Annotated in this window: 17 protein-coding genes and 1 pseudogene; 1 reads left to right on the forward strand and 17 read right to left on the reverse strand. The window is 67.3% G+C overall.

Going from position 1 to position 19,410, the window contains the following annotated elements; translation table 11 throughout:
• Nucleotides 1–11: 11 nt before the first annotated feature.
• A pseudogene (locus tag AC3A5N_RS02935) lies at nucleotides 12–242 on the forward strand (c-type cytochrome); the annotation flags it as partial.
• A 328-nt stretch (nucleotides 243–570) separates the two neighbouring features.
• Here AC3A5N_RS02935 and AC3A5N_RS02940 read toward each other — a convergent pair.
• From AC3A5N_RS02940 to AC3A5N_RS03020, 17 genes are all read right to left on the reverse strand, one after another.
• The gene (locus tag AC3A5N_RS02940; RefSeq protein ID WP_487735807.1) at nucleotides 571–1,242 is read right to left on the reverse strand and encodes a cytochrome b; all 672 of its coding nucleotides are present in this window, start codon (nucleotides 1,240–1,242) and stop codon (nucleotides 571–573) included.
• The gene (locus AC3A5N_RS02945; protein WP_487735808.1) at nucleotides 1,239–1,976 is read right to left on the reverse strand and encodes a cytochrome c oxidase assembly protein; all 738 of its coding nucleotides are present in this window, start codon (nucleotides 1,974–1,976) and stop codon (nucleotides 1,239–1,241) included. The genes AC3A5N_RS02940 and AC3A5N_RS02945 overlap by 4 nt, the downstream gene beginning before the upstream one ends.
• Before the next feature lie 142 nt (nucleotides 1,977–2,118).
• Nucleotides 2,119–3,468 (reverse strand): MFS transporter, encoded by a 1,350-nt coding sequence (locus AC3A5N_RS02950; protein WP_487735809.1) that lies wholly within the window; start codon nucleotides 3,466–3,468, stop codon nucleotides 2,119–2,121.
• A complete protein-coding gene (locus tag AC3A5N_RS02955; RefSeq protein WP_487735810.1) occupies nucleotides 3,462–4,331 on the reverse strand; it encodes an SDR family NAD(P)-dependent oxidoreductase in 870 nt (289 codons plus the stop codon). The genes AC3A5N_RS02950 and AC3A5N_RS02955 overlap by 7 nt, the downstream gene beginning before the upstream one ends.
• A complete protein-coding gene (locus tag AC3A5N_RS02960) occupies nucleotides 4,331–5,131 on the reverse strand; it encodes an acetoacetate decarboxylase family protein (protein WP_487735811.1) in 801 nt (266 codons plus the stop codon). Before AC3A5N_RS02960 ends, AC3A5N_RS02955 begins: the two co-directional genes overlap by 1 nt.
• A gap of 61 nt (nucleotides 5,132–5,192) precedes the next feature.
• Nucleotides 5,193–6,203 (reverse strand): Rieske 2Fe-2S domain-containing protein, encoded by a 1,011-nt coding sequence (locus tag AC3A5N_RS02965; protein WP_487735812.1) that lies wholly within the window; start codon nucleotides 6,201–6,203, stop codon nucleotides 5,193–5,195.
• A gap of 151 nt (nucleotides 6,204–6,354) precedes the next feature.
• The gene (locus AC3A5N_RS02970; protein ID WP_487735813.1) at nucleotides 6,355–7,260 is read right to left on the reverse strand and encodes a LysR family transcriptional regulator; all 906 of its coding nucleotides are present in this window, start codon (nucleotides 7,258–7,260) and stop codon (nucleotides 6,355–6,357) included.
• Between the two features lie 75 nt (nucleotides 7,261–7,335).
• Complete coding sequence (locus AC3A5N_RS02975) at nucleotides 7,336–8,529, reverse strand: amidohydrolase family protein (RefSeq protein WP_487735814.1); 1,194 nt, start codon at nucleotides 8,527–8,529, stop codon at nucleotides 7,336–7,338.
• Nucleotides 8,530–8,641: 112 nt separating this feature from the next.
• On the reverse strand, nucleotides 8,642–9,865 hold the full coding sequence (locus AC3A5N_RS02980; protein ID WP_487736307.1) for an MFS transporter: 1,224 nt from the start codon (nucleotides 9,863–9,865) through the stop codon (nucleotides 8,642–8,644).
• Nucleotides 9,866–9,893: 28 nt separating this feature from the next.
• Nucleotides 9,894–12,227, reverse strand: coding sequence for a TonB-dependent receptor (locus AC3A5N_RS02985; RefSeq protein WP_487735815.1), 2,334 nt, complete (start codon nucleotides 12,225–12,227; stop codon nucleotides 9,894–9,896).
• A gap of 145 nt (nucleotides 12,228–12,372) precedes the next feature.
• On the reverse strand, nucleotides 12,373–13,911 hold the full coding sequence (locus AC3A5N_RS02990) for a FadD3 family acyl-CoA ligase (protein ID WP_487735816.1): 1,539 nt from the start codon (nucleotides 13,909–13,911) through the stop codon (nucleotides 12,373–12,375).
• Nucleotides 13,908–14,387 carry a MaoC family dehydratase gene (locus AC3A5N_RS02995; RefSeq protein WP_487735817.1) on the reverse strand — a complete coding sequence of 160 codons (480 nt, stop codon included), beginning with the start codon at nucleotides 14,385–14,387 and terminating at the stop codon, nucleotides 13,908–13,910. Before AC3A5N_RS02995 ends, AC3A5N_RS02990 begins: the two co-directional genes overlap by 4 nt.
• Nucleotides 14,384–15,166, reverse strand: a complete 783-nt coding sequence (locus tag AC3A5N_RS03000; protein ID WP_487735818.1) for an SDR family oxidoreductase — start codon at nucleotides 15,164–15,166, stop codon at nucleotides 14,384–14,386. The genes AC3A5N_RS02995 and AC3A5N_RS03000 overlap by 4 nt, the downstream gene beginning before the upstream one ends.
• Nucleotides 15,163–16,341: an acyl-CoA dehydrogenase family protein gene (locus AC3A5N_RS03005; protein ID WP_487735819.1), complete on the reverse strand. Its 1,179-nt coding sequence runs from the start codon at nucleotides 16,339–16,341 to the stop codon at nucleotides 15,163–15,165. The genes AC3A5N_RS03000 and AC3A5N_RS03005 overlap by 4 nt, the downstream gene beginning before the upstream one ends.
• Nucleotides 16,338–17,348, reverse strand: a complete 1,011-nt coding sequence (locus AC3A5N_RS03010) for an acyl-CoA dehydrogenase family protein (RefSeq protein WP_487735820.1) — start codon at nucleotides 17,346–17,348, stop codon at nucleotides 16,338–16,340. The genes AC3A5N_RS03005 and AC3A5N_RS03010 overlap by 4 nt, the downstream gene beginning before the upstream one ends.
• 1 nt (nucleotide 17,349) lies before the next feature.
• Entirely contained in the window at nucleotides 17,350–18,252 is a 903-nt protein-coding gene (locus AC3A5N_RS03015) for an SDR family oxidoreductase (protein WP_487735821.1), read from the reverse strand.
• Between the two features lie 3 nt (nucleotides 18,253–18,255).
• Entirely contained in the window at nucleotides 18,256–19,407 is a 1,152-nt protein-coding gene (locus AC3A5N_RS03020; protein WP_487735822.1) for an acetyl-CoA C-acetyltransferase, read from the reverse strand.
• Between the last annotated feature and the right edge of the window lie 3 nt (nucleotides 19,408–19,410).

Genomic DNA, 19,410 nt, shown 5'->3' on the forward strand with positions numbered 1-19,410 from the left:
TGGCCGCGGCAATGCTCTTCACGGGGCTCTCCACGGGCTGCACCGATACTGCGCCCGCCGCTGGCCCCTTCGAGCAGAGCGGCGAACTGATCGCACTGTCCGGCGGCGACGCCGGCGCGGCCAATGCCTGCATCGTCTGCCACGGGATCGAGGGAGAAGGCGACGGCAAGCTGACGCCGCGGCTCGCCGGGCTCGACCCGGGCTATTCCGTCCGCCAGCTCGAACTCTACGAGGCCGGGCAGCGACGGCATGCAGAGATGGAGGCGATCGCGGCACGCCTCTCGTGGGACGCGCGCAATGCCGTCGCGAGCTACTACGCCGACATGGAAGCCCCGCTCGGCCAGGCCGCGAACGCGCCGACCTGCACCACCGCTGCGCGGCAACTCGTCTTTTCGGGGGACCCTACCCGCAGCCTGCCGGCCTGCACCGCATGCCACGGCCGCGATCTCGCCGGCGCAGGTGCTGGCGGACCGCCGCTCGCGTGGCAGACAACCGCTTACAACGAGAGCCAACTGCGCGCCTGGCGCAGCGGCAAACGCTACGGCGATCCCCAAGGGGCGATGGGCGAGGTCAGTCGCCTGTTGCACGAGCGGGAACTTCAAGCTGTGGCGGCGTGTGTTTCGGCCCCGCCGGATGCGAGGGATCGTCGGGAATCTCGGGCAGCATCCCTTCCAGAACGTCGTCCCGATCCCAGAAGTGGTGCTTGATCGCCGCGGCCGCGTGCGCAGGAACGAGCAGCGTCAGCAGGATCACGCCGGCGGCGTGCGCGTCCTCCGCCCAGTCGAGCAGCGACATGCGCCATTCCGGCGTCAGGTCCGCGAAGGGCATCGGCGGCACCTCGATCAACCCGGCCAGCCGGAGCGGCATCGGCGGACCGATCGACGACCACATGATCCATCCGGTCAGCGGGAGGATCACGAACAGGGCATAGAAGATGGCATGCATCGCATGCGCCACCGTGGTCTTCCAGCCCATCCGGTCGGCGGCATTGATCGGGCCAGGCACCATGAGCCGCCAGAGAAGCCGGAGCGCGCCCAGCAGCAGTAACGTCAGGCCGATCTCGCTGTGCAGCCGGTAAGCCTCGATCTTGTCGGCCCCGACCGGATAGCGCTGCATCATCCAGCCCGAGACGAGCTGGAAAATGACCACCGCCGCCATGATCCAGTGGAAGGCGACGCCGACCGGGGTGTAGCGCCCGCGGCTGCGGTAGTCCTCTGCCCACTCGGCGATGGTCTCCCTCACCGAACGGTCTCTGCAACCGGCATGCGAAACAGCTTGCGGAAAAGGATCGCCATCGCCGCCAGCAGATAGATCAGCGAGCCCGGGGCCCACATCACGATGCCACCGATCTGCTGGTCCTCCAGCGGCGTGAAGCCCCAGGGCTGCGTCGTCAGGAGGTGCGGCTCATAGATCGCCCGCGGCACGAACGTCAGCAGCGCGCCGAGCAGCCCCATCAGCACCATCGCCACCAGCAGGCTGGCAACCGCACCGGCGGCGGGCGCACGCGTGAGCTTGGCCCACCAGACGGCGGACGAAAGGGCGATCGAGAGTTGCATCGCCCAGAACAGGCCGTCGTGCGAAAGCGCCCCGGCGTAGAGCGCCGGCGCGTGCCATGCCCAGAACACCAGCGCCTGAACGGCCGTCCATATGGTCAGGGATCCCGACGTGCGCTGCAGGGCTCCGCCCCACAGCATCACCATCAGGGGCGCCGCCACGAACACGAGCGCCAGATGATGCACGACCCGCGCCGTAAACAGCGCCGCGCTCAGCGCGCAGAACGGCGAAACGAAAAGGACGAGAACCGCCAGCACAAGCCCGGCGAAGGCCACATCACGAATCCGGTCCCGGGAGGTGAGCAAGACGTGACCCGCCGTCGCAACGGCTATCGCGGCAAGCAGCCAGGGGTCCCAGTTCCAGCGCGAGGCGAGTTCGGCGGGTGCGGGCGCGGAGCCGCAATAGGTGAGCCAGATCTGCACCCTACCAGCCATCAAGGATCAACCGCCGCCCTCATACGTCTCCCAACGCCGGGCGCGGCACCTGGTTTCGCGAAACATCCTGATGCAGCGCCGGGCCCGCCCTCCTGCGAGGCCGAGCCCGGTCGAAATCCGCATCAGGCGGTCAACTCGAGAGCTGCTCCACCGCGCGCCGGTAGTGCGGCAGCGCCGCGATCAGCATGACGAGGATCAGCGGCAGCGTCACCGCGCCGGTGATCGCGATCGAGTACCGCAGCGCCCCCTGATCGCCGAAACCGAAGTCGGTGATCGCGGCGATCACGCTTGCGCCCAGGCCCATGCCAAGCAGGTTGACCGCCAGCAGCGCGATCGCCGTGACCTGCCCGCGAAGCTGGTTCGGCGTCACGTCCTGGATCGCCGCGAGCATCACCCCTTGCGAGGCCTGCCCGATCAGTGTTCCCAGCGCCATCATCGCCAAGGCCAGCGTGGCGGTGGGCATCAGCGGGGCGAGGATCAGCGGAAAGCCCTTCAGCAGCGTCGAGAACAGCACGATGCGCATGTTCGCGTCCGCGCGGCCCGAATGCATCAACCGGCCCGAGAGCCAGCCGCCGAACAGCGTCCCGATCGTGCCGAACACCAGCATGACCCCGCCGTAGTAGATGCCAACCTCGCCCGGGCTCATCGCATAAGTCCGGATCAGGAAAGTCGGGAACCACAGCGCCGTGCCGATGGCGAGCAGTGCGATCAAGCCGAGCGACCCGATCAGCGAACCGAACAGAACCTTACGCTGCATGACATAGTCGAAACCCTCGCGCAGCGTGCTCTGTTGTGCCAGTTCCTTCGCGAGTTCCTGGCGTGGCGGTTCGCGGATGAGGAGCATTGCCGCCGCAACGAGTATGCCGGGCGCGGCGACGCACAGGAACACGGCTTGCCACGGCTCGAAATCGCCGAGCAGCGGCAGAATGAGCCCGCCCTGATCGGTGAAGTGGGTGATCAGCCAGCCGCCGATCAGCAGCGCCAGTCCTCCACCGATCGGATAGCCGATCGCATAGAAGCTGATCGCCAGCGCTCGTCGCTTTCGTTCGAAGTAGTCGCTGATCAGCGAATAAGCGGTCGGGCTCAGCGTCGCCTCGCCCACGCCCACGCCGACGCGGGCGATGAACAACCCGACGAAGCTGCTCGCGAAGCCGCACATCGCGGTCATCAGCGACCAGAACAGCACGCCCCAGAAGATCAGCACCGAGCGCCGCTTCGCGCGATCGACGTAACGGCCGATGGGCAATGCGGCCATCGAATAGAGGATCGAGAAGGCGAAGCCCTGCAGCAGCCCCATCTCAAAATCGGACAGGCCGAGATCCCTCTGGATCGGCTCGACCATTAAGGTCAGCACGCGAGCGTCGATCGCACTGAAGCAATAGCCCACGAACAGAATCGCAACGACCAGCCAGCGGAAGGCGCCGCCCCGACGAGGAGATGCGCCGTCGCCCGCCGACAGCGTTGGTGACGCGGCTACCATGCTGAAGGCGGGTCCTGCCGAGCGAGAATCTGCTCGGTCCGGACGGCGATCATCTTGTCGCCGTCCGGATTGTCAGGGATCAGCCAGAACCGCCCCGACCTGACGCCGGCGAGAGCGAATTCGGCAACTTCCTCCGGCTCGGTCAGCTTCATTTGCAGACCGGTCGTCTTCAACAGATCGTCCATCGTGCGGTAGGCGACCTTCTTCTGATCTTCATTGTCGACATACTGCGCCGGTCGCACTTCGCCCGACGCCAGAATTCCGGTGTTCACCGTGTGCGGCCCGGGGAACAGGATCGCAGCCCGCAGCTTGCCGCCTTCGCGCAGCAACTGCTGATGCAGCACTTCGGAAATGCTCGTCACCGCCGCCTTGGTCGCCGCGTAGATCGGCGTATTGGGCAACGAGCGGAGCCCGCCGTTGGTGGAAGAGGTGTTGATTACCACCCCCTCCTCACCGGCAGCGAGCATCCGCGGCACGAAGGCGGCAATCCCGTGCACCACGCCGAGGACGTTGACGTCGAGCCCCCAGCGCCAGTCGCTCATGGGAATGTCCCACATCTTCTTGGCCGCCTCGCCCAGGCCCACCCCTGCATTGTTGAACAGCAGGTGGACGGTCGGGAACTCGGCGAAGACCTTCTCCGCCAGCGCACGGACATCTTCTTCACGGGTGACATCGCATGCGATGCCGAGCACGCGGCCGCTGCCGGCACCCTCGATCGCGCTGCGGGTCGCCTCGATCCGCCCCGGATCGATGTCGACGATCACGACATGCGCGCCCTGCTCCGCAAGCTGCGTGCAGATGCACTTGCCGACGCCGCTCGCCCCGCCGGTAACGACCGCTACGCGGCCCGAGAAATCCTGCATCAGGCCGCCTTTCGCTGGCCGAGTTCGATGCCGGCGTTGCGCGGCTCGTCCATCCGGCCGACCCAGTGCGGCGCGATCCATTCGCCCGGCACCGTGCGCAAGAGCTGCCCGCCCGTCGCCGTGCCGCCTTCGACGTACTGCATGTCCACGAGCTTACGCACCGGAATGTCGGCGAGCGGATCCCACGGCGATTCACGCAGCGTGATCGTGCCGTTCATCGCACGGCGTTCGGTGTATTTGCGCTGCCAGTTGAGGCGCGTGAGGAACACGTCGCCGTCGAACTCGCCCGGCGTGCTGATAGAGGGCAGGCCCTTGTAGCAGAAGATGTGTTCCTCGAACTCGAGTGGCTGGTCGATCTTGTCGCCGATCGTGCCCTCGATCTCGAAGTAGGGGACGCCGTGGCGCGTGCAGGTAGCGCGGATGCGGTCGCCGTCGCGCTCGAAGTGAGTCTCGGCGATCTTCTTCGGCTCGCCGTAGCGTTCGCGGCCCGAAGTGACGACGCTCTCGCCCTCCATTGCCATGTGGAAGCAGTAGGCGCCCGGAGCGCCTTCGTGCGCGCAGGGAACGGTGACGGTGAGCGCGCCGATCTCGATCGTTTCGTCCTCGCTCCGGTGCATCGCCACGTGGACCATCTGCAGCCAGATCTCCGGCCGCTCCAGCGCCTCCAGCGGGCGCGGCAGCAAGGCGTCGATCACTTCCCGATCAGTCTCGTAGGTCGCGCGGATGCCATACACGGTGTTGCGCAGCATGCCGGCCCCACGGTTATCGCTCGGACCCTCGACATAGCGGAGCCTGGACATAAGACTTCTCCTCTCTCGTTCGTTCTTTTCGAAAATTTTTGGCCGCGCCCGGCCGCCGCGCCTATTCGGCGGCGACGCTCAGCCGGCCGCCTTCCGGACCTTCGGCATAGAACTGCTCGAAGTACCGGCGGAAGCGCAGGATCGGGCCATCTCCGTCGCACAGGTAGGGCTGCGCGCGGTGGATCTTGTGCTCCCAGATCGGAATGTCGCCTTCGACACCCTTCTGGCCGCAAGTGTTGGCGATCGCTTCCTGCACCACCTTCTCCTCCATCGAGCCGGGCTCGACTTTCGGATGGGTGAAGCAGAAGCGCAGTTCGACGTCGTCCGCCTCGACCGGGGTGGCGAGAACCAGCAGGCTCAGCTCGACCAGACCCTTGAGGCGCGTGAACTTCTGGCCCGCGCCGTTCTGCACCGTCTCGACCGAGTAAGGCACTTCCTTGACCTCGCCCGAAGGCAGCGGGATCGTGCGGTGGCCGTGCACGAACGAATGGCGGCGCACGCCCTCGTACTTCGTCTCCCCCTCCGGCACGGCATCCATCGAATGAACGTAGGCGAAGTGGGCAACGTCGACCCCGTTTTCGGCGATTTCCTGCGGATTGCTGGCAAAGCGCCACTCACGCTTGGTCGGCTCGGCCCACTCTGGGTCGACGAATTCGGGGTAATCGAGCACGTCGAACTCGGGCGCGACGTCATCAGGGTGGTACCATGCCCAGATCACGCCGGAATTTTCGGTCACGGGATAGGATTGCGCCAGCGGCTCGCGCTTGGCCCGCGGCGGGAAGGCCTTGGCGTAAGGGATCTTCGAGCAGAACCCGTCTGGCCGGAACTGCCAGGCATGAAACGGGCAGCGGATCGAGTCCCCTTCGACCCGTCCGCCGTAGCCGAGGTGCGCGCCGAGATGCGGGCAGTAGGCGTCGAGCAGCCCGGCCTCGCCCTGTTCGTTGCGGAACAGCACCAGATCACGGCCGAAATAGCGGAGCGGCTTCACGTCGCCTACGGCGAGGTCCGACGAATAGCCCACGCAGAACCAGCCGAACGGGATGGGCATGGGGAAACGATCCACCTGGGGCACGATCACTAATCCTCTCTTCTCCGGCGTTGCTGCCCCATGGGGGAGCTCACCTGTCTGTTCGTTGGATGGCAGAATAACCGCTGGGCTCCGGCGGGGAAGGCTTCGGTCGCGCACTCTTCGTGCATGTGAGCGAACAATCGCGCCGACGAAGTCAGTAACGCGCCGCCAGCTTGGCTGCGAGCGACGGGCGAACCTTCTCGCGGTTCACGTAGCGCACGAGAAAATCGATGAAGGCGCGGGTCGAGGCGGCCATGATCCCCGGCGAGTAGACGACCCAGCACTCACGGTCGAAATAGGCCCAGTCCTCCTCCAGCGCGAGCACCGTGCCGTCGGCCAGCCCCTGCCGCATGATGGTGACCGGAAGGCTCGCGATTCCGATCCCCTGCCGCACCGCGCTGCGCAGCGAGATCCCGCTGTTGCTGCGCCAGCGCGGCGAGACCTTGACCTCTACATCGTCGTTGAACCGCATGGTCGCAGTAAGGTCGGTCAGGCAGTCGTGGTTGCGCAAGTCGGCCGGCTTCGACGGCCAGCCCTTGCGCTCGACATAGTCGGGCGAGGCGCAGAGACAGTACGACAAATAACCGAACATGCGGGCTCGCAGGCTCGAGCTGGGCAGATTGCCGTAGCGGATGACGACGTCGTACTGCTCCTGCGAGATCTCGTTCTCGTCGAGATAGGCGATCGCCTCGATCACGACGGCCGGGTTCTCGCGGCTGAATTCCGCCAGCATCATCGACATGAAGTCGGAGCCGAAGATGTCGCTGAGGCCGACGCGCAGGCGCCCGACCGGCTCCGAACTGTAGCGCGCGACCCGGCGCTCCACTTGTTCGAGCCGGTCCTGAAGTTCGGAGCATTCGGCGTAGAAGCTCTTGCCTGCACCCGTCAGCGACAGCCGCCGGGTGGTGCGCACGAGAAGCTGCACGCCCAGGCGCTGCTCGAGCTCCTGCACGGTCTTGCTGACGAAGGATTTGGAGACGCCGAGCTTCTCGCCGGCAGCGGTGAAGCTGCCGTGGCGGACGACCGCCAGAAATTCCTCGATGCCGCGCCAGTTGGACATGCGTTCTCCCGTGCGGCGACGCTTAGCATCGCCGCACGGGAAAACAATCGGTCCGGATTTGGTGGGCAGCTCGGCTTACTCGGCCGCTTCCTTGATGAATGCCTCGCGCCTGGGGCCGATCTTCGCGGCGATGTCCCACAACGCCTTCTCGTCGAGATCGTAGACCTCGAGCGCGTTGGTGCCGAGCATCTTCTGGATGTCCACGTCGGGCAGGCCGCCGAGGCTGGCGAACATCTTGTCGGCAGTGTTCGGCCAGGTGCCTTCGGGGTGCGGATAGTCGGTGCCCCAGAGGATCCGGTCGATACCGATGTCGTAATACGACTGCGTCGTCTCCTCGTCCGGCAGCGCGGAGCAGCCGACCCACACGTTGCGCGCGAAGTACTCGCTCGGCTTCATGCTCATGTTGGCGTAGTAGTCGCCGAGCTTGCCACTCGTGTGCTTGGCCGAGGCGCGAATGTCCATGAGCTGCATGATCCAGGGGAACCAGAACTCGCCGCCGGCTTCGGTGAAGCAGACCTTGAGCTTCGGATACTCCTCAAACACGCCGCCGAAGGTCATGCCCCAGAGCGGGCGGGTCATCCAGAAGGCGAACTCGCACAGATAGGTGCCAATCCAGCCCGGCTGAGTGGTGTCGTAACCCGGCGCAGCGCCCGAGTGGAAGTGCAGTGGGAGGTTCATCTCCTCCAGCATCGCCCACACCTTGTGGTACTTGGTGTGGTTGTACATGTCGAAGCCTTCGGTGAAGGCCGGGAAGAACACGCCCTTCAAGCCGTTCTCGGCCGCCCAGCGGATCTCCTTCATCGTCTCGTCGAGATCATAGAGCGCGGGAATCACGGCGAGGCCGATGCGGCGATGCGGGTCGTCCTGGCAGAATTCGGCAAGCCAGCGGTTGTGAGCACGCGCACCTGCCCACTGGAGCTCGGCCCGGTCGGCGCTGGGGCGCAGCCCGATGTCGGCCCCGAACGGCGGCGCGTTGCGCTCCGTGATGCCGTCGGGGAACAGGACCTCGGCCGCGACACCGTCGCCGTCGAGAATGCGGTTGCGGATCGTCCCGTCCCACGCACCTTCGAGGCCATCGCCGACCTTGGCGCGCCACTTGTTGTTGAAGTCGTCGATCAGGAAGCGCTTCTCGTGCTCCTCACGCGCCTTGATCTCCTTCTGCACGGTCTCATCGAACAGCTCGTGATACTTGCTGTCGAGATATTCGCGGTAGCGCTCCGGCGGCAGGCCTACGTGTCCGTCGGAGGAAATTACCAAGTAGCGATCCATTTGATCCGTCTCCACAATCCGTGCCGCGCCTCGGCGGGCGCACACATTCGAAATCAGACAGAGAGGATAAGGCCCCGCACGGCCCGCGATAAAGCGCCCTGCAGCAAACTGTTTATCGCTCGCGAAAGACAATGGGGCCCGCGATCAGCATGCCGGCACCCAGCACCAGCAACCCGATCGCGAGGGCGAACGGCGCCCCCGCCCAGCCCTCGTAAGCGGCCGCGGCGACCACCGGTGGGAGCATGATCGAAGCTCCGGCGATGAACGACGTCGCAGAGGCGATCGCCACCTGTTCGGCATCGGTGCCGCCCAGCGACGCCGCAGCGCTGAACCCCGGCCGCGCCTGGCCGTAGCCGAAACAGGCGACGACGAATCCGGCCGATGCGGCCAGTTCGCTCGAATCGAGAAGCGCGATCAGGTTGCCCACGAGCGACAATGCGGTCCCGATCAGCATCATCCGCATCGGCACCGGCCGCATGATCCGCGGAAGGCCCCACTGCGCCGCCAGCGCCATCGCCGCACCCAGTGTCATCGTCAGGCCGATCCGGTCCTGCGCCACGAGCGGGCCTGCCTCCACCCGGTCCAGCATGACGAAGCCGATCGTGTAGAGGTTGATCGCCTGCGCGCTGCAGAGCAGCAGCCCGAAGCTGAGCGCCGGCCCGCTTCCCCGCCCGCGCCAGACGGCGAGAATCGAGTTGTCCGACCCGGTGCGCGTCTGCGACGGCGCCGCGGCATCCGCTCCGCGCGGAAGGAAGACGTAGGTCCCCGACAGCGCCAGGGCGCCGAGCACGGCGAACAGCACCATCGGCCCGGTGAGGCCGAAGGGCTCCACGATCGCGAATGGCGCGACCGCCGGCCCGACGATCGTGCCGAGACTCAGCGCCCCGGCCAGCCCGGTGAGCACGCGCGTGCGCTGCTCACCGGAGGTCGCATGCGCGATCAGCGACTGGGTCGCGATCGCCGAGGCGGAGCCTAGAAAACCGAACACTGCGCGCAGGACGAAGAAGCCGAGAAAGCATGCGAACGGCGTGATCAGTCCGGCAAGCCCGAACGCGACCGCGCCGCCGCAGCCCGCCATCGACAGCAGAAAGCCGACCAGCCCCGCACGGATGTAGCGGTTCGGCCCCGCGCCTGCGACATGGCGGGTCCAGAACGGTGAACTCACCGCCCAGGTCAGCGCCGACAGCGAGAACACGCTCGCGACGAGATAGTCGGGCATGCCCACCGCCCGCCCGATCGTCGGCATGACCGAGACCAGCCCGATATTGCCGATCGCCGTCAGGAAAGTGACGACGCCGAGAAAAGCGAAGACGTGCCGCCCACGCGTGAACGACACGTCTTCCAACGTCAGCTCCTCTGCCGGATCAGAACTTGACGCGTGCTTCGACGCCGGCCGACAGCGGCTCGCCGAACTGCCCGACGGTGAGGACGGACAGGTTGATGGCGCTGACGAGATATTCCTTGTCGGTCAGGTTCTTGCCCCAGGCCGCCACTTCCAGCGTCGAGCCGTTGCCGAGCTCGATATCGGTCAGCGCAATCCGCGCGTTCAGCAGTCCATAGGAGGGCATCTGAGAAAGTGGATCGGACACGATGCTGGAGTACTGCGACGAACGCCACGAGTAGTTCGCGCTCGTCTCCAGCGTCGCGAAGCCGAGGTCGGCCTGATGCACCGCACCGAGCTGCCAGTTCCACTTCGGCACGCGCGAGAGGACGTAGCTGTCGGTCACGTCGGTCCCATCGGGCAGGACGAAGTCGGTATAGCGCGCATCGACATAGCCGCCACCGAAGTTGATCGTCAGCGAATCGGTCGGACGCAGCGCGCCGTCGATCTCGAAGCCCGTGAACTGGGCCTCACCCGCGTTGATGATGTTCGTGGTGACCAGCGTCGGCACGAACACACCGGCCTGGAAGTCCTTGTAGATCGAGTGATAGACCGCCGCATTCAGCTGCACGCGCCCGTTCCATCCGGCGTACTTGAGACCGGCTTCGTACGAGGTCAGGTTCTCCGGATCATACGGCGTCAGGAACGCCGCATTGGTCGCCGCGGTATCGTTGATGCCGCCGCTCTTGAAGCCGCTGGCATAGCGCGCATAGACCGAGAAGCTCGGCTGTATCTTGTACAGGATGTTGAATTCAGGCGTGAACTTCTTCCACGTCCCGCTGTTGGTCAGAGGAATAAGGTCGGTGTAGCCGATACCGCCGGCCCCCGGCCGTGCGCCTGCCGCAGGCTGGCCGCTGCGGGTGACCGGATTGCCGTTTTCGTCGCGCACGAACACGCCGGAACTAGGGCTCGCCGGATCGGTCGCGTAGGCCGTGTTCGCCAGCAGCAGTTCGTAAGCCGACTTCTCCTCGTGGCTGTAGCGCGCGCCGGCCGACACCGTCAGCCGCCCGTCGAGCGCCGAGGGCGTCCAGGCAAGCTGACCGTAGCCCGCGTAGGACTTGCTTTCGCCGCCCCGCTGCGAAACGTCGAACACCTCGTCACGGCCGAACTGGAAGTTCCAGCGCGGATTGAACACGTCGTAGTTGTCGTCGAGGTAGAAAAACCCGAGCGTGTACTTGAAGTCGCCGAGGGTGCCGAGTGCCTGCACTTCCTGCGTGAACTGCTCGTAATCGTTGTTGAGCGTGAAGCGCATCAGGTCGATCGGCGTACCGTCGAAGTCGCTCATGGAGCGGGTCTTCGCCGTCCGCCGCGCGGTGATGGACTTCAGCGTGAGATCGCCCAGACCCGGCTCCCACTGGAGCGTGAGCGCGTGGCCGGTGGTCTCGAAGTCGCTCTGCAGCGCACTGTTGGAACCGGTCGTGCGGGTCCGCCCGTCCACGACGTAGGGCGCCAGCAGAGGGTTGAGGAACGCAGCCGACCCCGCTCCCGTCACCGCCAGCAGGGCAAGCTGGCTCGGCGTGCCCTTGCTGTTGGAAATGTCGTAACTGTAGAGCGCGCTGAAGCTGTCCGCCGGCTGCCACTGCAGGTCGACCCGGCCGGCCCACAGATCCTGCTCGCCGAAATTGTCGCCCGTGGCGGAGTTGCGATAGTATCCGCCGTACTGCTTGGTCACGCCGCTCAGCTTGAGGCTGAAACCGGCGACCTCGGGCAGATCGACCACCACCTTGCCGACGAAATTGTCATAGGTCCCGTAGCTGGTCGATACCTGTCCGCCGAACTCGCCGCTCGGCTTCTGGGTGATGAGGTTCACCGCGCCGCCAATCGTGTTCTTGCCGTAGAGCGTTCCTTGCGGGCCGCGCAGAACCTCGACCCGCTCGAGATCGACGATGTCGAATGCGGCGCCAGTCGACTTCCCGATCGGTACGCCGTCGATGTAGAGGCCCACCGGCTGGTCGCGCGCGAGACTGGTGTCTGCCGAGGGGGAGAGGCCGCGAATGGTGATCAGCGGGCCGTAGGTATTGCCGATCGTCTCGTTGATCTGGATGTTCGGCACGACGGTCGCGATGTCGCTGACCGTGCGGACCTGTGCGCGGTCGAGCGCGGCCTGATTGACCGCGCTGACCGAGATCGGAACGTCGACCAGCCGTTCCTCGCGGCGCTGCGCGGTGACCACGATCTCGTTGCTGCCGGCGGCTGCAGGCGCGCTCGTGGTTTCCGCTTCCTCCGGCGCGGCTGCCGTGTCCTGGGCCGCCGCGAGCGCGGGTGAGCATGCGAGTGCCGATGCCGCGAGCATCAGCGCCGTCTTCGTGCGTTTCATGAAAACCTCTCCCTTATCGTGCACGCATTGGCGCGCAGCTTTTGTCGATGACGATAGTCGGCCACACACGATGATTAAGCCGGACAGCGTGGCCACACTGTCCTTGAAGGTGGCGAATGCCGGGACCGGCGCGAGTGGAAGGAGGCTAGCCATCGCGCAGCGCCTCCTTCGTCACTTTGCCCGAGGCGTTGTGCGGCAGGCCCTCGACGAAGGCGAAGGCGCGCGGGACCTTGTAGTTCGCCATGCGCCCGCGCGCCCATTCGGCCAACTCGCTCTCCGGCAGTGTCTGCCCCGGGCGAAGCACGACGAAGGCCTTGCCGACCTCGCCCATGCGCTCGTCGGGCGCGCCGATCACCGCTGCCTGCGCGATCGCCGGATGTTCGGCGAGCAGGTGCTCCACTTCCGCCGGGTAGACGTTGAACCCGCCCGAGATGAACATGTCCTTCTTGCGGTCGGTGATCCGCAGATACCCTTCGGTGCCGAGCCAGCCGATGTCGCCGGTGGAGAGCCATCCGTCGGGATCGATCGCCTCGGCGGTCGCCTGCGGATCGTCGAGATAGCCGAGCATGACGCCGTAGCCGCGCACCTGGACTTCGCCCGCCTCGCCCTGTGCGACGGGCTTCCCCTCGTCGTCGACGATTCGCAGTTCGAGCCCCGGCAGCGCGCGGCCGCAGCTTTCCGCGACCAGCGCCGCATCGTCGCCGCGGCGGCAGGAGGTGATCGTCGCACATTCGGTCATGCCGTAAGCGGTGACGGTGTCGACCAGACCGAGCTCGCTGCGCATGCGGCGAACCAGTTCGGGCGGGACGCTGGCCGCGCCGGTCGCCGCGCCGCGCAGTGAGGAGGTGTCGAAGTCCCTCTCCGCCTTCGCCGCCAGCAGCGACTGGTAGATCGTCGGCGGGCCGGGCAGGAACGAGATGCGCTCGCGCTCGATCAGTTCGATCACGCGCGGAATGTCGAAGGTCGCCAGCGGATAGATCGGCGCGCCGGCGATCAGCGCCGCGACCCAGCCGGCCTTGAAACCGAAGCTGTGGAAGAACGGATTGATGATGAGGTAATGGTCGTCGCTCGTCAGCCCCATCTGGCGGCCCCAGTCCGCGAACATCGGTACGATCCGGTCGTGGGTCGAGACGACGCCCTTGGGCGCCCCGGTCGTGCCGCTGGTGAACATGATGTCGGAGACATGTGCCGCGGTCAGCCGGCTCAGCGCCGCGTCGATCTGCGGATCGTCCGCGCCGTTCCCTCCGGCGACGAACGCCCGCCAGTCGGAATCGAGCAGCACCGTCCGCTCCAGCGCGGGAAGGTCCTCGCCCGCCAGCAGCGCCGGATAGTCGGTGCCGAGGAAGTCGCCGCAGGTGATGAGCACTTTGGCCGAGGTGCGCCGCAGCATCTCCCCCGCCTCACGCCCCTTGAGGCGGGTGTTGAGCGGTACAATTGCAGCGCCGGTCGTCATCGCCCCGACCGCGGCGACGATCCAGTCGCGGCCGTTGGGCGCCCAGATCGCGACCCGGTCCCCCTCGCCCACGCCGCTCGCGAGCATGGCCGACGCAGCGGCGCGGCATTCCCGCTCGAGGTCGGCGAAGGACCAGCGCACCTCCCCTTCGACGAGCGCGGTGCGCGAGCCCCAGGTCCGCGCGGCCGCGGCAACGAGATGCGGAACGGTCGGAGGCAGCGGATCGATCATCCGGCGCCCCCTTCTTCCGGATAATAGCGGCTGATCGTGTCGATCGTGCAGGCGGGCCGGTCGCCGCCTTCGATCTCCACCGTCACGCGCACGGTCGACTGGACCGCGCCCTTGATCTCCTCGACCTTCAGGATCTCGCCGCTGGCCCGGATGCGGCTGCCGACCCGCACCGAGGCCAGATAGCGCAGCCGGTCGGCCCCGACGTTCACCGCATGGGTGAAGCCGCGCACCTCGATCAGCTCGGGCAGGAAGTGGTTGACCAGCGACACCGTGAGATAGCCGTGCGCGATCGTCCCGCCGAAGGGGCCCGCCTTCGCGCGCTCGACGTCGACGTGGATCCACTGGTGATCGCCGGTCACCTCGGCGAAGGCGTCGACCCGGTCCTGCTCGATTGCAAGCCACGCGGTGGGGCCCAGCCGGGTGCCCTCGCTGCCGAGCAGGTCGGCAGGGCGGGCGAAGATCCGCGGCTCGCTCATGCGCGCTGGCTCGACACGGGGACGACCTCGCCGGTCATGTAGCTGGCGAGGTCGGAGGCGAGGAACAGCATGACGTTGGCGACTTCCCACACCTCGGCGGGGCGCCCGAAAGCCTCGCGCGCGGACAGTTCGGCGAGCAATTCGTCGCTGGTCACTTTGGCGAGGAAGGCGTGCATCGCAATCGAGGGCGCGACGGCATTGATCCGCACGCCGTGCTCGGCCGCCTCGAGCGCGGAGCAGCGGGTGAAGGCCATGACCCCCGCCTTTGCGGCTGCGTAATGCGCCTGCCCCTTCTGCGCCCGCCAGCCGAGAACCGAGGCATTGTTGACGACCGCTCCGGCCTTGCGCGCGTACATTCCGGGGAGGAACGTGCGCGTCATGCGGAAGACCGAATTGAGCGTGACGTCGAGCACGCGGTGCCACTCGTCGTCGGTCAAGTCGACGACGGCGGTCTCCCCGCCGAGGCCCGCGTTGTTGATCAGCACGTCGACCGCGCCCAGCTCTGCCTCGGCCGCATCGCGCAGCGCGTCGACTTGCGCCTGATCGGTTACGTCGCAGACGAACGCCGCGGGCCGCTCGCTTCCCGTCTCGTCGGCGATCCGCCCCGCCGCTTCGCCGAGGCGCCGCTCGTGCCAGTCGCTGATCATGACCCGCGCGCCTTCCTCGACCGCGCGCTTCGCCACCGCATAGCCGATGCCCGTGCCAGCGGCGGCCGTGACGAGCACGGTCTTGCCGGCAAGGAGGTTGCGCCCGGGCGGGTAGGTCGGCGTCAGGCTCATGCGTTTCCTCTCGGCTCGCGCGGCAGGCCGAGCCCGCGCTCGGCGATCAGGTTGCGCTGGATCTGGTTGGTGCCGCCGTAGATCGTGTCGGCGCGCGAATAGAGATAGAGATTGGTGAGCAGCGGCCAGCCCTCGGCATCAGCCGGCGCGATCTCGCCCTCTTGCCCGAGCACGTCCATCGCCAGCTCGCCCAGCGCCCGGCGCCAGCTCGCCCATTGGATCTTGTACGTCAGCGCCGCGCCTGCCAGTGCGCCGCCCTTCCCGTCCGCCAGCATGCGAAGCGCGCCGTAGCGCATCAGCCGCAGGCCGATCTCCGCCTCCGCGAGCCGCTGGCGGAACACCGGGTCGGCCGTCTTGCCGTTGCGCCTGGCCGCGGCGATCACCGCGTCCAGCTCATTGCGAAACTGCATCTGCTGGCCGAGGGTCGAGATGCCCCGTTCGAACGAGAGCAGCGTGGTGGAAACCTTCCACCCCTCTCCCTCGGCGCCGACCATGTTCTCGACCGGGCAGCGGGCGCCATCGAAGAACACCTCGTTGAACTCGGCCTCACCGTTGATCTGGCGGATCGGGCGGATCTCGATGCCCGGCTGATCGAGGTCGACGAGCAGGAAGCTCAGTCCCTCGCGCCCGCTGGTCCCGTCTTCGGTCCTTGCGAGCACGAAGATCATGTCGGCGAACTGGGCGAGGCTGGTCCAGATCTTCTGTCCCTCGATGACCCATTCGCCGCCGTCGCGCCGTGCGCGAGTGCGGATGGCGGCAAGGTCGGAGCCGGCGCCGGGTTCGGAATAGCCCTGGCACCAGATCGCGGTGCCTTCGGCGATCGCCGGCAGGAAACGCGCCTTCTGCTCGGAACTGCCGAGCGCGAGCAGCGTCGGCCCGAGCAGTTCGACGCCCATATGGTTGAGCCGGTTCGGCGCCCCGGCACGGGCATATTCCTCCGCGAAGATGACCTGCTCGTTGAGCGTCGCATCGCGCCCGCCCCAGGCGATCGGCCAGCCGATGCACGAATAGCGATGCTCGGCCAGCCGCCGCTCCCACGCCTTCCGGCGCTCGGGCTTGTCGACCAGGTTCGCGATCCCGCGGATGTCGGCGAACTCGCCGCTCATCTGGTCTTCGAACCAGCTCGCGCATTCGCGGCGGAACGCCTCTTCCATGTCGGAGAACCCCAGCTTCATGCCGCTTCGTCCAGCATGATCCGCGCAACGCGCTCGCGGTGATGCTGCCCGTCGCCGAGCATGTTCGCGATGGCGCGCGCGCGCTTGAAGAACAGGTGCGCGTCGTGCTCCCAGGTGAAACCGATGCCGCCGTGGAGCTGGATCATGTCGCCCGCGACCCGCAGATAAGTATCCGCGCAGAAGCTCTTGGCGGCATGGAGCGCAAGCGCACCGGTCTCGTGCCCTTCGTCGAGCGCGCAGGCAGCCCACCATACGGCGGAGCGCGCCTGCTCGATCTCGACCGCGCGGTCTGCCAGACGGTGCTTGTAGGCCTGGAACGAACCCACCGCGCGGCCGAACTGTTCGCGCTCCTTGGCGAACGCGATGGTCCTGTCGAGCGCCTCCTGCGCACCGCCGAGCGCTTCGGCGGCGAGGCAGAGCACGCCGGCCGCGCGGGCCGCCTCGCAGGGCTCCGTTCCGCTGGGGAGCGGATCGCCGGCGGATGCGTGAACCCGCGCGAGCGGGCGGGTCTCATCAAGCGACTTCATCGGCTCGACCGTGGCCGCGCCCGCATCGATCAGATCCGCGCCGTCTTCGCCGAGCAGGAGGAGCAGATCGCACTGCGCCCCGTGCGGCACGAGCATGCCCTCGCCCCCTCGCTCGCCCGCCGCGACGACACGGTCCCCCGCCATCATCGCGGGAAGGTGCATGGCGATCGCCGCCCGATCTTCGCTTGCGAGCAGGGCAGCGGTCGCCATCGCATGCCCCAGCAGCGGGATCGCGGCCAGGGTGCGGCCGGCTTCCTCGGCGACCACCGCCAGCTCGACATGGCCGAGCCCGGCGCCGCCGAGGTCCTCGGGCACCATGAGGCCGCCGAAGCCGAGTTCGCGGCAATAGGCGCGCCAGAGATCGCGATCGATGCCGTGCGCCATGGCGGCGCGCGTGCGTTCGCTCGTGGCATTCTCGGTGAAGAACGCCGTCGCTGTCTCGGCGATCATCTGTTGCTGTTCGTCGAGCGCGAAAGCCATCTCAGGTGCCCCAGACCTTGCGGGGCGGCACGCGTTCGGCGAGCAGCCGATCCACCGCTTCGCCCACCTCGCCCGGCGCCCACCGCGCGCCTTTGTCGACGAACGGCCCTTCGCGCCAGCCGTCTTCGAGCATGATCTTGCCGCCCTCGAGCTCGAACACGCAGCCGGTCACCTTCGCGCTATGCGCGCTGCCGAGCCAGACGACCGCGGGCGCGACATTGGCCGGGTCCATGGTGTCGAAGGCGTCGCCCTCGGTCGCCATCGTCTCGGCGAAGGCCTGCTCGGTCATGCGCGTCCGCGCGGCAGGCGCCAGCGCATTGGCGGTAATGCCGTAGCGGCCGAGCTCGGCCGCCTGGACCAGCGTGAGCGTGGCGATCCCGCCCTTGGCGGTCGAATAGGCGGCCTGCGCGATCGAGCCCTGCAGCCCCGCGCCACTGGTCGTGTTGATGATCCGCGCATCGGGCGCTTCGCCCGCCTTGGCCTTGCCGCGCCAGTAATCGACCGCATGGCGGCTGACGCAGAAGTGCCCGCGCAGATGCACGTGCATCGTCGCGTCCCATTCGTCGAGCGTGGCGGAGACGAACATCCGGTCGCGGACGATCCCGGCGTTGTTGACCACCACGTGGAGGTCGCCGAACTCGCGCACCGCGGTCTCGACGATCCGCCCGGCCGCGTCCCAGTCGGTCACGTCGTCGTAGTTGGCGACGGCCTGCCCGCCGCTCCGAACAATTTCCCCGACCACCGCGTCGGCAGCCGACGTGTCGCGCCCTTCGCCGCCCAGCGAGGCGCCGATGTCGTTGACGACGACATTGGCCCCCTCGGCGGCGAAGGCCAGCGCATAGGCGCGGCCCAGCCCGCGCGCCGCGCCGGTAATGATCACAGTCCTGCCTTCGCAGATCCCCATTCGTCAAAGCCTCTCGATTATCGTGACGTTGGCCTGCCCGCCGCCCTCGCACATGGTCTGCAGGCCGTAGCGGCCGCCGGTGCGCTCCAGCGCGCCGAGCAGCGTGGTCATCAGCCGCGCGCCCGTGCCGCCCAGCGGATGGCCGAGCGCGATCGCGCCGCCCTGGACGTTGACCTTCTCGTGCGGAATGCCGAGCTCCTGCATCCACGCCATCGGGATGCTGGCGAAGGCCTCGTTGCATTCGAACAGGTCGATGTCCGCGACCGTCATCCCTGCCTTCTGCAGCGCATGCTTCGTCGCCGGGATCGGCGCGGTGAGCATCCACACCGGATCGTCCGCGCGAACCGAGATGTGGTGGATGCGCGCGCGCGGCGTGAGGGCGTGGTCCTTCACCGCCTGCTCGGAGGCGATCAGCAGCGCGGCCGCGCCGTCGCAGTTCTGGCTCGCGACCCCCGCGGTGACGCGCCCGCCTTCCTGCACCGGATTGAGCGCGGCGAGCCCTTCCAGCGTCGTGTTCGGGCGGATCGTCTCGTCACGGTCGAGCCCTTCCAGCGGCGCCACCTCGGCATCGAACCAGCCGTTGTCCCACGCCGCCTGTGCGCGCTCGTGGCTGGCGAGCGCGAACCGCTCCATCGCCTCGCGCGAGATGTTCCACTTCCCGGCGATCATCTCGGCAGAGTTGATCTGGTTGAGAATGCCGTCGCCGTAACGCTCGACCCAGCCGCGCGCGGTGTTGAACGGATTGTCGAAGCCGTACGGCTGGCCGGCGAACATCGCGGCGGAGATCGGGATCGCGTTCATCGCCTGGCTGCCACCCGCGACGACGAGATCCTGCGTGCCGCTCATGACGCCCTGGGCGGCGAAATGCACCGCCTGCTGGCTCGAGCCGCACTGGCGGTCGACCGTCGTGCCTGGCACGTGCTGGGGCAGGCCGGCGACGAGCCATGCCGTGCGTCCGATGTCCCCGGCCTGCGGGCCGATCGTGTCGCAGCAGCCCCATACGCAATCGTCGACCGCGTTCGCGTCGATGCCCGTCCGCTCGACCAGCACGCGCAGCGGGTGCGCGGCGAGATCGGCCGGATGCACTTGCGCCAGCGAGCCCTTCTTGCGCCCGATCGGGGTGCGCACCGCATCGATGATATAGGCTTCGGCCATCGG

This window comes from Pelagerythrobacter sp. Soil_C_18 (assembly GCF_057657235.1).